Annotated in this window: 13 protein-coding genes, 1 pseudogene and 2 riboswitches; of the genes and pseudogenes, 7 read left to right on the forward strand and 7 right to left on the reverse strand. The window is 38.0% G+C overall.

Features of this window, described 5'->3' with window-relative positions; genetic code table 11:
• The first annotated feature begins 122 nt into the window (after window positions 1–122).
• Window positions 123–905: a class I SAM-dependent methyltransferase gene (locus P4V41_RS21175; RefSeq protein ID WP_328087180.1), complete on the forward strand. Its 783-nt coding sequence runs from the start codon at window positions 123–125 to the stop codon at window positions 903–905.
• Window positions 906–941: 36 nt separating this feature from the next.
• Here P4V41_RS21175 and P4V41_RS21180 read toward each other — a convergent pair whose 3' ends face one another.
• The 3 genes from P4V41_RS21180 to P4V41_RS21190 are packed head-to-tail and all read right to left on the reverse strand — an operon-like array spanning window position 942 to window position 2,231.
• Complete coding sequence (locus tag P4V41_RS21180; RefSeq protein ID WP_328087182.1) at window positions 942–1,496, reverse strand: NUDIX hydrolase; 555 nt, start codon at window positions 1,494–1,496, stop codon at window positions 942–944.
• Complete coding sequence (locus P4V41_RS21185; protein ID WP_328087184.1) at window positions 1,475–1,678, reverse strand: hypothetical protein; 204 nt, start codon at window positions 1,676–1,678, stop codon at window positions 1,475–1,477. The genes P4V41_RS21180 and P4V41_RS21185 overlap by 22 nt, the downstream gene beginning before the upstream one ends.
• 4 nt (window positions 1,679–1,682) lie before the next feature.
• Window positions 1,683–2,231, reverse strand: coding sequence for a GNAT family protein (locus tag P4V41_RS21190; RefSeq protein ID WP_328087186.1), 549 nt, complete (start codon window positions 2,229–2,231; stop codon window positions 1,683–1,685).
• 88 nt (window positions 2,232–2,319) lie between these two features.
• On the opposite strand from P4V41_RS21190, the gene P4V41_RS21195 reads away from it, so the two are divergent.
• Together P4V41_RS21195 and P4V41_RS21200 are read left to right on the forward strand one after the other, a co-directional pair.
• Window positions 2,320–3,708: a bifunctional metallophosphatase/5'-nucleotidase gene (locus tag P4V41_RS21195; RefSeq protein ID WP_328087187.1), complete on the forward strand. Its 1,389-nt coding sequence runs from the start codon at window positions 2,320–2,322 to the stop codon at window positions 3,706–3,708.
• 289 nt (window positions 3,709–3,997) lie between these two features.
• Window positions 3,998–4,174, forward strand: a complete 177-nt coding sequence (locus P4V41_RS21200) for a hypothetical protein (RefSeq protein ID WP_328087188.1) — start codon at window positions 3,998–4,000, stop codon at window positions 4,172–4,174.
• Window positions 4,175–4,305: 131 nt separating this feature from the next.
• Here the strand turns inward: P4V41_RS21200 and P4V41_RS21205 are convergent, their stop codons facing one another.
• From P4V41_RS21205 to P4V41_RS21215, 3 genes are read right to left on the reverse strand one after another with little or no spacing between them, the layout of a single operon-like run.
• Window positions 4,306–5,385, reverse strand: a complete 1,080-nt coding sequence (locus P4V41_RS21205; protein ID WP_328087189.1) for a Ger(x)C family spore germination protein — start codon at window positions 5,383–5,385, stop codon at window positions 4,306–4,308.
• Window positions 5,378–6,472, reverse strand: a complete 1,095-nt coding sequence (locus P4V41_RS21210; protein ID WP_328087190.1) for a GerAB/ArcD/ProY family transporter — start codon at window positions 6,470–6,472, stop codon at window positions 5,378–5,380. Before P4V41_RS21210 ends, P4V41_RS21205 begins: the two co-directional genes overlap by 8 nt.
• A gap of 17 nt (window positions 6,473–6,489) precedes the next feature.
• Window positions 6,490–7,998 carry a spore germination protein gene (locus P4V41_RS21215; RefSeq protein ID WP_419181342.1) on the reverse strand — a complete coding sequence of 503 codons (1,509 nt, stop codon included), beginning with the start codon at window positions 7,996–7,998 and terminating at the stop codon, window positions 6,490–6,492.
• Between the two features lie 157 nt (window positions 7,999–8,155).
• Window positions 8,156–8,278: riboswitch (SAM riboswitch) on the forward strand.
• A 116-nt stretch (window positions 8,279–8,394) separates the two neighbouring features.
• Here P4V41_RS21215 and P4V41_RS21220 point away from each other — a divergent pair.
• The 3 genes from P4V41_RS21220 (at window position 8,395) to modB (ending at window position 11,279) form a co-directional block, all read left to right on the forward strand.
• Window positions 8,395–9,195, forward strand: a complete 801-nt coding sequence (locus P4V41_RS21220; RefSeq protein WP_328087191.1) for an alpha/beta hydrolase — start codon at window positions 8,395–8,397, stop codon at window positions 9,193–9,195.
• Between the two features lie 47 nt (window positions 9,196–9,242).
• Window positions 9,243–9,359: riboswitch (SAM riboswitch) on the forward strand.
• Between the two features lie 127 nt (window positions 9,360–9,486).
• On the forward strand, window positions 9,487–10,308 hold the full coding sequence (locus P4V41_RS21225; RefSeq protein ID WP_328087192.1) for a MetQ/NlpA family ABC transporter substrate-binding protein: 822 nt from the start codon (window positions 9,487–9,489) through the stop codon (window positions 10,306–10,308).
• A 314-nt stretch (window positions 10,309–10,622) separates the two neighbouring features.
• A complete protein-coding gene (gene modB / locus P4V41_RS21230; protein ID WP_328087194.1) occupies window positions 10,623–11,279 on the forward strand; it encodes a molybdate ABC transporter permease subunit in 657 nt (218 codons plus the stop codon).
• 109 nt (window positions 11,280–11,388) lie between these two features.
• Here modB and P4V41_RS21235 read toward each other — a convergent pair whose 3' ends face one another.
• On the reverse strand, window positions 11,389–12,642 hold the full coding sequence (locus tag P4V41_RS21235) for a cation:dicarboxylate symporter family transporter (RefSeq protein ID WP_328087196.1): 1,254 nt from the start codon (window positions 12,640–12,642) through the stop codon (window positions 11,389–11,391).
• Window positions 12,643–12,881: 239 nt separating this feature from the next.
• On the opposite strand from P4V41_RS21235, the pseudogene P4V41_RS21240 reads away from it, so the two are divergent.
• Window positions 12,882–13,066: pseudogene (locus P4V41_RS21240) on the forward strand (amino acid permease); the annotation flags it as partial.

The following is a 13,066-nucleotide window of genomic DNA, read 5'->3' on the forward strand; positions in this document are numbered from 1 at the left end:
AAATTCGGGGTGCAGTTCATGTGAAAGGCTCTTTTTTGCTGTTCTTTTGTCTTCTATGAAGGATAGAGCTACCTTTTTAAGGAATGTTTAATGTGACTATATTAAAACTAGGAGATTTACAGATGAATACGATTAAACACAATAGCAAGGCTTGGGACAAAAAAGTTGAAGATGGTGTAAGCTACACGAAGGCTGTATCGAATGAAGTTATTGAAAAAAGTAAATTAGGGGATTGGCATATTACAGTTACAACTGAAAAGTCAGTTCCTAGAGGTTGGTTTCCACAGTCATTAAATGGAGTTAAGATTCTTTGTCTCGCTTCTGGAGGAGGGCAACAAGGTCCTGTTTTAGCAGCGGCTGGCGCAGATGTAACGGTTATCGATATATCAAAGAAACAGTTAGAAAATGATATGAGGGTGGCAGAAGCAAACAACTTAAGTCTAAGAGTTATTCAAGGAGATATGTGTGATCTCTCCATGTTTAGTGAAGAGGAGTTCGACTTAATCGTCCATCCTGTGGCGAATGTTTTTGTAGAGGATATTTCACCCGTATGGAAAGAAGCGTCACGTGTGTTAAAAGACAGAGGCGTACTTATATCTGGTTTTACAAATCCATTGTTGTTTATTTTTAATGATGAAGAAGATCGAAAAGGAAATCTAGTGGTAAGTAACACTATTCCTTATTCAACACTCGATACAATGACAGAAGAAGAGAAAGCTTCATATCTTAAGGCTGATGAGACGATAGAATTCGGACATACGCTTGAAGACCAAATTCAAGGACAGATTGATGCAGGTTTTGTTATAACAGGACTATACGAAGATGACTTTGGTGGAAGAAGACCGATCGATACCTATATCAAAAGTTTTGTAGCAACACGTGCGGTTAAAATTCAACTTAATTAAAGAGGGAGAACTAGCTTAGAGGCAAAATCAACTAAGCTAGTTTTCTTCGTTTTTAAATAGATAATTTTTTGCTAAATAGTAAGCACTTACCGTAAACAACTGTGTAATTTTTTTATCTTCTATTAATTCTTCCATCTCATGAAAAGGGATAATCTTAATCATTAATTCTTCATTGTCATCTAAGTTTTGCGAAGATGACTGGAAAGCATCTAAGATTAGAAATGTTATAACCTTGTTGTTTTGGGTAGCAGGGTTCACCATGAATTCTCCAAGAAAGATCGGTTTTTTAATAGAAGTGAAACCCGTTTCCTCTTGAATCTCTCTTATAATCGCATCCTCATAGAATTCATCTTGTTCGACTTTCCCAGCTGGAACTTCTAAATAGTAGTCGTTACCGGGATGACGGTATTGTTCAACAAGTACAATCTGTTTATCTTTAGTTAGCACAACAGCATTCACCCAATCAGGATACTCATGAACATAATAGTTATCAATTTTCTGGCCGTTCGGTAGCTCACAGCAGTCTGTTCTTAAATGGCCAAAAGGCGTTTGGTAGATATATTGAGATGTTATGGTTTTCCATCTTGCCAAAGGTGCTGTTCCTCCTCATTGTTTTCTAATTGTTTGCGTAACAGTTCTAACTCACTTTTCAACATGGATAGTTCATTTCTTATTATATTAAGATTTTTAGAATCATTAATTCCAGTTCTCACCGCTACATAAATGACGAAAAATAAAATGAAACAACCTGATAGCGCTAAGATAATCTCCATGCTCTTATCCTCCTATTGTGGATGATTCCCACTCTTCTCGAAGAATGCCCATCCTGATCGAGTCGTAATATTCTCCGTTGTAATAGCGGCATTTTCTCATTCTGCCTTCCATTTTCATGCCAAGCTTTTCGCCAACTTTTATCATTCGCTCGTTCCCTGACCATGTTGTGTATCCAACACGGACGAGTGGCAGCGTGTTAAACAAGTGGTTGATCCATAGAATAATAGCTCTTGTTCCGTATCCACCGCTCCAATAGTTAGGATTGTAGATACCAATTCCCATCTCTAACCAGCGAGAAGGCTCGTGCTCCCAATAATAACTCACTGTTCCAACTAACTCACCAGCCACTTCTATCGCCCAGCGTTGATCATGGTTAACATAGTGATCTTTGTTCCACATAAACTCATCAAAAGGAATTTGTTTGTGTTCAAAATATGGAGCGTCCCACTGTTTCCATTCTGGTTCCTTGTCTTTATAAATCAGTTCCCAAAGCCTAGGGAGGTCACCGTCTATGATAGGTCTAATATGTAATTCGTTATCGTAATATGACATTCCATTCCTCCATATTTTATAAACATATGTTCTATTATTTATGATACCATTATTTGTAAAGGTAAACTTATTTAAATTTGGGGGAAATATGAAAATCAAAATCATACATACAAACGATCTTCACAGTCAATTTGATAACTTTGCAAAAGCAGTCACATTAATCAATCAGCATAAAGACGAAAACACTTTAGTCGTGGATGCAGGAGACTTTGCAGACTTTAAAAGCATTGAACTGCAGGGAACTAGAGGAATGGCGGCGGTTGAGCTTCTTAGTGCAGCTGGTTACGATGTATTAACGATCGGCAACAATGAGATGTTTAATGGGGCAGACACGTTAGAACATATGGCTACTCAAAGTTCAGTTCCGTTTATAAGCAACAACCTTTTCAAGAAACAAAGGACGACAATTCCTGGGGTTCATTCAAGTGTAATCCTCAACAAAAATGGACTGCGTATTTTCGTAACCGGCGCATCACCTGACTTAGGTGCTTTTAATGAGGGGCTAGGGTTTCATGGCGAAAACTACATTATCGCTATTGCCGATGAAATGGAACGTAATCGAGGAAAATACGATCTGTGTATCTTGCTGAATCATGTTGGAACGGTAGCGGATATAGAATTAGCAAAAGAAATTTCTGGCATAGATGTTATCGTTTCTTCGCATGATCACGTTTTATATAAAGAAGCACAGGTAGTCAATGATACGTTCATCGTAAGTGCAGGGAACTTTGGTGAACATATTGGCGTATTAGAATTAGAAATAAATGGGACACACAAAACGCTCCTACAGTCTGCCGTTTATAGCACAAAAGATTCTCAAGCAGATGAACAGATCGTATCCATTCTAAAAAGAAGTAAAAAAACAGCGATTGAGATCTTAGGAAAACCATTATACAAGATTGATAAACCATTATGGCACGATGTTATCAATGAAAACCCGATCACAAACCTTATCGCAGATGGTTTAAAAGACATGTTGAATACCGACATAGGGTTAATAAACAGTGGCATTGTTAACGCAGGGATATTTTCTTATGTTTCTAATAAAAAATTAATAGAGATCTGCCCATCACCGTTAAATCCAACATCCTTCGAGATTCAAGGTAAATACATATTAGAAGCTATTCAACAATCACTTGATGTTCAACACTGCTTACTTGATGGAAGAGGGCCTGGCTTTAGAGGAAAGTATGTGGGGGGACTTCATATTTCAGGTGCAGAAGTTGTATTCGATGGATTGAAAGTGGTTGAAATGAGAATAGATGGTGAACCACTAGTTGAAGAAAGATGGTATTCCGTTGCTTCATCAGATTATCTTCACAGGGGATCAGGCTATCCTTCGCTTGCTCACAATCGAAACGAGTTTTACCGAGCAGAAGAGATCAAAGAAATTATTAAAATTTATGCCAGCAAATACGAATTCGTTAAGAAAGCTTATGATAGTCGAATGACTGAATTGCAGAAAATTAAGGGGTGATCAAGGTGGAATGGGTTACATTTTGTATGGCTGCAACAGCGTTCATTATTGTGTTTCAGGAAATAGAAAAGCGGAAGAAAATTGAAAAACGACTTCAACAGTTAGAGAAACAACAAAAATAGAGCTTTAACGTGACTAGGGGCGGGACGTAATGAAAAGATCTGTGTATTTTAAGAATATGAGCTAAAAAAAACTCAGATGCTTTTTTAACAGAAGAGCTAATCGCAGTTGTTATGGGAGTGAATGCGATCGAAAAAACGGAATCAATCTTGTGCAGGTGCTGGTGGCTATGGCAGCTGAAATTAATCATGAAAAGAAGCTTTTTGCTCAACGGGAGGAGAGTGTTGAGGAAAAGCTTCTTTTTTACATGGGTGATGTCCATTTGAAGCTGACATTTTCATGGAATGTACGCACGATGCATACAAGAGAAAACGTTAAAACATATATCCACGGTAATTCCAAATAATTTCACGGTAAATGGGAATGTATTCACGTATAAGCTTGATAATTTCACGGATAGAATTTTTTATCCAATTTTCGACAAAACAAAACTCGCCACATTCTACACTAACGTCATAAATGTCCCAACATAGTACGCTACTCTGTAATCCCGGCCTGCGTAATTTCCACCTTCACTTTTACGTTGATTGGGATATCCGGATATTGTTCATCCCAACGTTTAAAATCAAATCCTCGTGTTCTGCTTCTCGCCAGATCGCCTAATCCAATCGTATCTACATTTGATTTTTGAAGCTTCTTAACAATCTTGTTTGTACGTTTGTTCATCGCTTTTTCTGCAGCACTTTCAAGCTGTTCAATAAGGGACGGATCGCTTACTGGTATCTTTGGCGCTTCACTCACTCGGCCTTTTACTTTAACAAAAATGTCGATTGATGGAGATCGTTTCACATCTTTAAAACGATATTCCACCTTGGATGACAGATTTTGGATTGTAAAGAATTGATCTTTTTTAAACTTCACTTCATATATGCCTTTTTCAAAGGGTTCCATGAGCAGCTTTAAAAGAAAAGAATCTTCGAGTTTCAAATGCCCGACCATTTTGTCGTCTTTTAAAAGAGCCGTACCTATTACTCTTATTCGATCTCCGTCTTTTTCTAAGAGTGGCAAGTTTGGATCCATGCCTTTTCCGTAATACGTATACAAAAAATCATGTAGGTTTGATTTTGGTATGTTCGCGCTCATATTTTGATTAAGAAGCTGAAGCAAATATTTAGAAGGCGTTTCACTTAGCGGGTATTGCTGTTTCAACAATGTTTTCGTACTTCCTTTAACAACCGCTAAATATAGGTCTCGACCTAAGGAAGGATCACGCTGTAGTGTGTCAACGAGATTGTAGATGCCTTTTTCAGCTAATTGATCATTATAAAGAGCGATTTCTAACCGGCCGATTTCAAAAGGTTTTGGAGATTCTGCTTGTTCCAATGCTCTTGCCATCTTGCTCGTATTGGTGGTTGCCGTAAAAACTTGTGAAATTGGAGGGACATCTTCACCTCGCTGTGGAATGGCAACCATCCCGTTTAACTCCACTTGGTTATTTGATTTATAATCATAACCAACTGCTGATACGAGTTGAACATCTTCTAGAATTTTTTTACTCGGAAAGCAGCCTGTTAATGTGATTAAAGTAAAAATGATAAGAAGTTTTTTGTTAACCATTTTTTGTTTTCCTCACTCTTCCTAAAGTCAGTTGGATAACAAATAAAAATGGGATATAAGCGTATAGGATATAAAATCCAATCTGAGAAACTTTTGAATTCAGTATGTCTACTTGCTGGCGGTCAACGACTAGGATGCTACATATGAAAATTACAAAAAGCATAGTGCGTAGCGCGCTTTTTTGCTTAATTTTATATAACCGGTGAATACCGCGGCTGACCGACCATAATCCAATACATAGATTTGGAAGAACAACGAAAAGCCAGAGAGCGATACCAGCATATTCGAAGCGCTGGGCAAACGGTAGATCGACTATTTTCCATAAAGTTAACGTCGCCCAAATCGTATGTTGTAACTGCTCTTGATTAAAATAGACAAAAGATACAAATACAGTGACGAGGTAAGTAAACATTGTAAATAAATTACCAAAATGAGCCCACTTTTGAGATTTTTCAGGTTGTTTTAGGAACGGTAAATATAATAGTATGAGCTCAAATCCTAAATAATCAAGAGTAACACCTTTTGTTGCTACCATCAGATCACTAAACGAATGGTCCAAAATGGGTAAAAGATTTGTATAGTGAGCATTTTTAAGTGCGTAATACTTTAACAAAAATAGAGGGAGGGTTAAAAAAAAGCCAAGTACTGAAAGTCCAGCCACAACCCGGATTCCTCCTAAGACGTAGGAGTATGCTAACCCCAATAGAATAATGGCTATAATTGGTGTACCCAGCTCAGGGAAAACCCAGATTTGAATCACTTCAATGTACGTTCTAAGTACTGTTAGAATGGTAGAGCTAAAATAAATCAAGAGAAGACAACTTAATGCACCGCCAATCCATCTGCCAAACAAGTTTCTATGTACGCCAATGATATCTGCATTCTCTTTCGAAAGAACACGATAGATCATCCAGATTAACACATTAAACGAAAGACCTCCGATGATTACCGATATCCAGGCATCATGACCTGCGGATTTAGCGATATAACGCTCAAACCCCAATATTCCTACTCCAATCTGCATCGTTGTAACCATATAAAAAGCCATATAAGGTGATATCTGTTTGTTTTCACTGATCTGAGACATACATACCCCTCGCTTTTTTAGTCTTCTATGTCATGCTTTTCTATTGCACGCTTCTTATTCATTTTTGCCTTATCTTGTGGTCGAACTGATGATGGGCGGGTGTTCTGCATACTGAACGGCATTCGTATTAGAGCATCTTTAAGATCATTAACACGAAGCGGATATAGCGGTGCGATGTAAGGTCTTCCGAGAGAAGTTAGTTTCAACAGATGTGAAATGATAAAAGCAAAACAGATGGCAACACCTAATACACCTAAGAATTGCGCAAACAATAAAAAAGGAAACCGAAGCAAACGAATCGTGTTACTCATCTGATATACAGGTGTTGTAAATGAAGCTAGTGCAGCCAAAGCCACAATAATCAAAAGAACGTTACTCGTTAAACCTGCTTGTACAGCTGCAGTTCCGATAACGATACCCCCAACAATACCGATCGTCTGCCCGACTTTAGAAGGTAGCCTAGCTCCAGCTTCACGAAGCAACTCAATAGAAAGCTCTAGTACAATAGCTTCTAAAATAGGTGGAAACGGAATATCGTTTCGAGAAGCCACAAGTGTAGCTAATAGATTTTCTGGAATCATCTCATAATGAAACGTTAATACCGCAACATAAAGTGGTGTAGACAATACGGAAAACATAACCGCCATCAAGCGGATCAATCGAAAGACAGAGGCAAGGGTCCAATTTAGAAAATAGTCTTCAAAAGCAGAAAAGAATTCTACGATGGTTGTTGGACCCGTTAATGCATGTGGAGATCCGTCAGCCATAATCGCTACTTTTCCTTCAGATAACACACTAGCTACTCGGTCTGGACGTTCTGTATCAATGAGCTGAGGAAAAGGAGAGTTTTCATTGTCTGAAATCATTTGATTGATATAAGAACTGTCTACGACATGATCATATTCAATGTCGTTAACACGTTGGATCGCGGTGTTCACATTTTCCTTATCAGCAATTCCATCAATATAGATAATCGCTACTCTTGTTTTTGAAAGTTTCCCAACCCTTACTTCCTTTACTGTAAATTCAGGAATGGGAAGTCTTTTACGAATCAAGTTTAGGTTGGTGTCTAAAGATTCAACGAATGCTTCCTTTGGTCCTACAACGCTGAATTCGGTTTCTGGAATCGAGATCTGTCTGTTTTCGGTCGATAAACTGGGAACGAGCAATCCTTCTGGGTCGTCTTTATTCATTTGAATGAGAATAAAGCCTTCTGTAACTTTGTTCGCGATATCATGAACATCACTGGTCTTAACCATTCCATCTAATGGGAGATGCTTTTCTATATCATCTAAGTTTTTCAGAGGGATTTCTGTTATATAAGGCAATAAATCACGATGAACAAATTCAGGATTTACAAGTGTTTTATAATAAGAGATATAGAAGGTACTAAGAGAAGATTGCTTAACAGTAGAAAAGTCTGCTGAAGCTGTTAACTTTTTCATAAGTTCAGGGAATGTCAATGTATCTTTTGTAGGATCAAAATTTGATCCAGTTTGTTTTTTCTTCTTCTTAAAAAATCTCATTGAAATCACCCGTTCTTTATTGCTTAATGAAAACTGCATTTTTTAGCATTTCCTCGTCACTTAATAATATTCTGAAAGATAGAATGTGCGGGTTTGATATTCAACATTGACAACAATCATCAAGTATCCTATTATTATTTTCAAATGAATAATCAAACTCTTATTCAGAGCAGGCGGAGGGAATTAGCCCTATGAAGCCCGGCAACCATCGGCAAAACACGAATTTGTTTTGACCGAAACGGTGCTAAATCTAACAGCAATTTTTGCTGAAAGATGAGAGAACGAACGGATTATAAGTATGGAACCGTGTTCTCTTTTTAGTGAACACGGTTTTTTGCGTTTATCATGCTGGAAAAGTGAATTTCAACAGAAAGAAAAGGAGTGTGTGATTTGGTTATGTCTGATTGTATATGGTGGAAGAGAAAAAAGCTGGCGCACACTATCCATTTTCCAAAATGGACTGGTGAAGGTGAAAAGAAGTTTCCGCTGATCATTATTTGCCACGGTTTTACGAGTACACGCATTGGAGTAGACCGTCTGTTTGTAAAATCCGCTCAAGCACTCGTTAAGCTCGGATTTGCTGTCTTGAGGTTTGATTATGCTGGCTGCGGTGAGAGTGAAGGGGAATATGGAGATAATGAATTCACCTGTTTTATCGATCAAACGAAGGAAGTGATTTCTTTTGGAAGCAGACTTCCTTATGTTGATCAAAACTCAATAATCTTAATCGGTCATAGTTTAGGTGGTGCAGTAGCGGTTTGCACTGTGGCAGATGATGAAAGAGTTAAGAATGTGATCACTTGGTCTGCAGTAGGAAATCCTTTTGCAGATATAAAAGAAATTGTTGGTTACAACGGAGAGCAACCTGTGATCGATCATCTAGGGTATGCGATAACCGAGGAATTTTTACTTTCGCTTCAATCATATTCACCGTTAGAAGACATCAGACATTTTCGTGGGAACGCACTGTTTATCCATGGCACGGGTGATCCAGTAATTTCTTCAAAATATTGCGCTCACTTTTTTGAAAAATCAAGAAAGAGGAAGAAAGGTGAAAGCTCAATCGTGTTAATTGAAGGTGCTAATCATACGTTTTCTTCTATTGTCCACTTCGATAAATTAATTTCTTCTACTTCAGAATGGTTATTGAAGAATGTGAATGAGTCTGTTCAGAATAATTTGAAAAAAAGTGTTTGACATTTTGTAGGAATATTGTAATAATACAAAGTAATTTGATAGGAATACTCTTATTAAGAGCAGGCGGAGGGAATTAGCCCGATGAAGCCCGGCAACCATTCATGTTGAATATTCAATATGAAAACGGTGCTAATTCTAACAGTGGTCACACTGAGAGATGAGAGGATTATCGGAAACGTTTTTCGAGAAGCCTTCTGTCTCTTTTATGAGAACAGGAGGTTTTTTTATACCACCTCTTAAAAAGAGCTTTTATCAAAGAATATATAGAAAATATGGATAGGGGATCAGATCATGAAAAGAATCATTCAAGTAATATTAACAAGTTTGGCAGTGTTTGTATTAGCGGCTTGTGGCTCGTCGACAAGTGGCGGAGAGAAAACAGAAAAGCTTGTTGTTGGAGCTTCAAACGTACCGCACGCTGAGATTTTGGAGGAAGCGAAGCCACTTTTAGAGGAGAAGGGTATTGAATTGGAAATCGTAAAATTCCAAGACTACATTTTACCGAACAAGTCACTTTATGAAAAAGAAATAGATGCAAACTATTTTCAGCATATTCCATATTTAACTCAGCAAGTGAAAGATAACCCGAAGTATAAGTTTGAAAACGCAGGTGCTGTTCACTTAGAGCCTATGGGTGTTTATTCAAAAAGACATAAATCATTAAAAGACATTCCAGATGGTGGAAAGGTAATCTTAAGTAACTCAATTGCCGAGCACGGGCGTATCCTTTCAATCTTTGAAGCAGAAGGACTTATCAAACTAAAAGAAGGAAAAGGCTATGAAGCTCAAATAAGCGATATTGTAGAAAATCCGAAAAACTTAGAGTTTGTGGCAGATATTGATCCAGGACTTTTAACGAAAGCGTATGAGAACGATGAAGGCGATGCAATTGTTATTAACACAAACTTTGCAATCGATGCGGATTTGAACCCGAAGAAAGATTCTATCGCACTTGAAGGGTCAGATTCACCATTTGCGAATATCATCACGGTTCGTGAAGGCGACAAAGATAAAAAATCGATTAAAACGTTATTAGAAGTCCTTCATTCTAAAGAAATTACTGACTTTATTGATAAAGAATACAAGGGTTCAGTGTTAGCTGTTAAAGAATAAAGAAATATGCTGTCTAGAAGGGATGTTCGGCTCATATAGACAGCTTTTTATTATGAATAGAGGTGGGTTGTAGCCAGCCAGGTGAGTGAGATAACAAGTAATTAAGTCTAGAAAAGAAAAATTAAGTCTTACCCAGAAAAATTAAGTCGTTATGGGCATCAATTAAGTCGAACTAGAAATCAATTAAGTCTAAATTCAAAAATAAAGGTCATTCGACAAATTCGGCATACTTAATCTCCAACAAAGTGCGATATGATATGATGAATACGGATAAATTCATCATAAATCAATGTGTTAAGCGGGTGGAGAATGTAATGGCAATAGATTTTTGGTCACCTGTCAAATTATCACTCGGCATAGCGGTGACAGCTTCATTGATTGTGATTCTTGCAGGTTTATTTTTTGGAAGAATCATGTCTCATCAGAGGTTTAAAGGGAAAACGTTAATTGAAACACTATTCCTACTTCCGCTCGTACTACCCCCAACGGTAGTAGGTTTCTTATTGATCGTGTTGTTCGGCCGAAATGGACCAGGGGGAAAACTAGTAGATTGGCTTTTTAACCAACCGATCTTGTTTACATGGTGGGCAGCCGTAATTGCGGCTGCAGTTGTTGCATTTCCACTCATGTATCAATCCGCCAAAGCGGGGTTTGAATCTATTGATGCAGATATCGAAAACGCAGCGCGAGTAGATGGGGCAAACGAGTGGGATGTATTGCTGAAAATTTCTGTTCCACTATCTCTTAGGGCCATCACATCTGGTGCTATTCTTAGTTTTGCTCGTGCATTAGGTGAGTTTGGTGCAACGCTGATGTTCGCAGGAAATATACCTGGAAAAACACAGACGATATCCACCGCAATCTATATCGCGATCGAATCAGGACAAATGGATCTTGCATGGATGTGGGTAGGGAGTGTTATCGGTATATCATTTTTGATGCTCATTGCTGTTAACCGCATAAGGACTTAATATGAGGAGAGAGCCCACCGGGTTCTTTTTTACTTTTTACATAAATAAAAACCGTGTGAGCAATATATCACTCACACGGTTTTTCATTGAAACTAGTTTTCTATTAAGGTTAGCTGACTTCTTGTTGATATTCCTGTGCTTTAATAGGATTGAATTGACCTTCCCATTTGGACATTACAACAGCAGCTAACGAGTTTCCTACTACGTTTACAGCCGTTCGCGCCATGTCGAGAATTCGGTCGATTCCCGCAATGAATGCTAGACCTTCTAATGGTATTCCAACTGTACCCAATGTTGCTAAAAGAACGACGAATGAAACACCTGGAACGCCTGCAATCCCTTTTGACGTTACCATTAGTACGAGCAATAACGAAACTTGCTCTGCGATTGTTATTTCAATCCCATACATTTGTGCAATAAATAAAGCGGCAATTGCTTGATAAAGTGTGGATCCATCTAGGTTAAATGAGTAACCAGTAGGAATGACGAAAGAAGTAATGGCTTTTGGACATCCGAACTTCTCCATCTTTTCCATGATTTTTGGTAATACCGTTTCTGAACTAGCTGTTGAGTAAGCTAGGATTAGTTCGTCTTTCAAAATTTTGATCAAAGTAAAGATGTTCACCTTGACCATCGCTGCTACAGCACCTAATACAACTATTACGAAGAAGAACATTGCCCCATAAACGACCAGAACGAGTTTACTTAACGGTACAAGTGATTCGACTCCAAATTTTGATACAGTAACTCCAATAAGTGCGAATACGCCGAATGGAGCAAGTTTCATGATTTGATTCGTGATGTAGAACATGGCGTCAGCTGTTCCTTGGAAAAAGGCTAATACCGGTTTACCTTTTTCTCCAATCGCTGCAATTCCAAGTCCGAATAGAACGGAGAAGAAGATGATTGCCAACATATCTCCTTCAGCTAATGATTCAAAAAGGTTCGTTGGTACAATGTTTAAGAAAGTATCTGCAAAGCCATGACTTTCAACAGATTCAGTTGTTTCCACATAGCTCGAAATATCACCTTTTGATAACGATTTCATATCCACTCCTGCTCCAGGCTGGAATATGTTAGCGATAAATAGACCGATTACGATTGCCAAAGTTGTAATGATCTCAAAATAAAGAATCGTTTTTCCGCCGAGACGACCGAGTTGTTTAATGTCACCAACGCTCGCAACACCAACAATAAGACTCGAAACAACGATCGGTACAACGATCATCTTAATCAATCGAATAAAGATATCTCCGATTGGTTGTAGATATCCTTGGACTGTTTCGTTTCCATAGAACAGCGCACCGATGAGAATACCAAATGCTAGTCCGATCAAAATTTGCCATGCAAGACTAATTTTTATTTTTTTCACATTAAGTCACCTTCTTCTTGATGTTAGTTATCTGAGTTGCCACATGAAAAACATTTTAGCGAGTTAAAGGGATGATTGTCAACGCAAGAAATTGGCAATGAATGAAGATACATAATTCAAGAGAAGATTATTAGAAATGTTAGAAAATTTTAATGTTTACAAAAATATTAAATGCTTGTAAAATTACAAAAGCGTCATTCGACTATTATCGACACTAATTTGGAGGCATTATGAACTTATTTAGAAAAAAGTTACTAACTACTAGTCAAAGCAGTGATCAATCTTTAAATCGTGTTCTTGGGGCAGTCGACCTTACGATGCTAGGAGTAGGGGCAATAATTGGAACTGGGGTCTTTGTATTAACTGGGGTCGCAGCTGCAAAATATGCTGGTCCAGCTCTAATCCTATCTTTTAT

This window comes from Fictibacillus nanhaiensis (assembly GCF_036213205.1).
GTDB classification, from domain to species: domain Bacteria; phylum Bacillota; class Bacilli; order Bacillales; family Fictibacillaceae; genus Fictibacillus; species Fictibacillus nanhaiensis_E.

Excerpts from the sequence above, each read along its gene's own strand:
- P4V41_RS21220 (WP_328087191.1), top strand. The coding sequence starts at position 8,395 with ATGTCTGATTGTATATGGTGGAAGAGAAAAAAGCTGGCGCACACTATC.
- P4V41_RS21200 (WP_328087188.1), top strand. The coding sequence starts at position 3,998 with ATGGCAGCTGAAATTAATCATGAAAAGAAGCTTTTTGCTCAACGGGAG.
- P4V41_RS21175 (WP_328087180.1), top strand. The coding sequence starts at position 123 with ATGAATACGATTAAACACAATAGCAAGGCTTGGGACAAAAAAGTTGAA.
- P4V41_RS21190 (WP_328087186.1), bottom strand. The coding sequence starts at position 2,231 with ATGTCATATTACGATAACGAATTACATATTAGACCTATCATAGACGGT.
- P4V41_RS21210 (WP_328087190.1), bottom strand. The coding sequence starts at position 6,472 with ATGTCTCAGATCAGTGAAAACAAACAGATATCACCTTATATGGCTTTT.
- P4V41_RS21185 (WP_328087184.1), bottom strand. The coding sequence starts at position 1,678 with ATGGAGATTATCTTAGCGCTATCAGGTTGTTTCATTTTATTTTTCGTC.
- P4V41_RS21195 (WP_328087187.1), top strand. The coding sequence starts at position 2,320 with ATGAAAATCAAAATCATACATACAAACGATCTTCACAGTCAATTTGAT.
- P4V41_RS21205 (WP_328087189.1), bottom strand. The coding sequence starts at position 5,385 with ATGGTTAACAAAAAACTTCTTATCATTTTTACTTTAATCACATTAACA.
- modB (WP_328087194.1), top strand. The coding sequence starts at position 10,623 with ATGGCAATAGATTTTTGGTCACCTGTCAAATTATCACTCGGCATAGCG.
- P4V41_RS21215 (WP_419181342.1), bottom strand. The coding sequence starts at position 7,998 with ATGAGATTTTTTAAGAAGAAGAAAAAACAAACTGGATCAAATTTTGAT.
- P4V41_RS21225 (WP_328087192.1), top strand. The coding sequence starts at position 9,487 with ATGAAAAGAATCATTCAAGTAATATTAACAAGTTTGGCAGTGTTTGTA.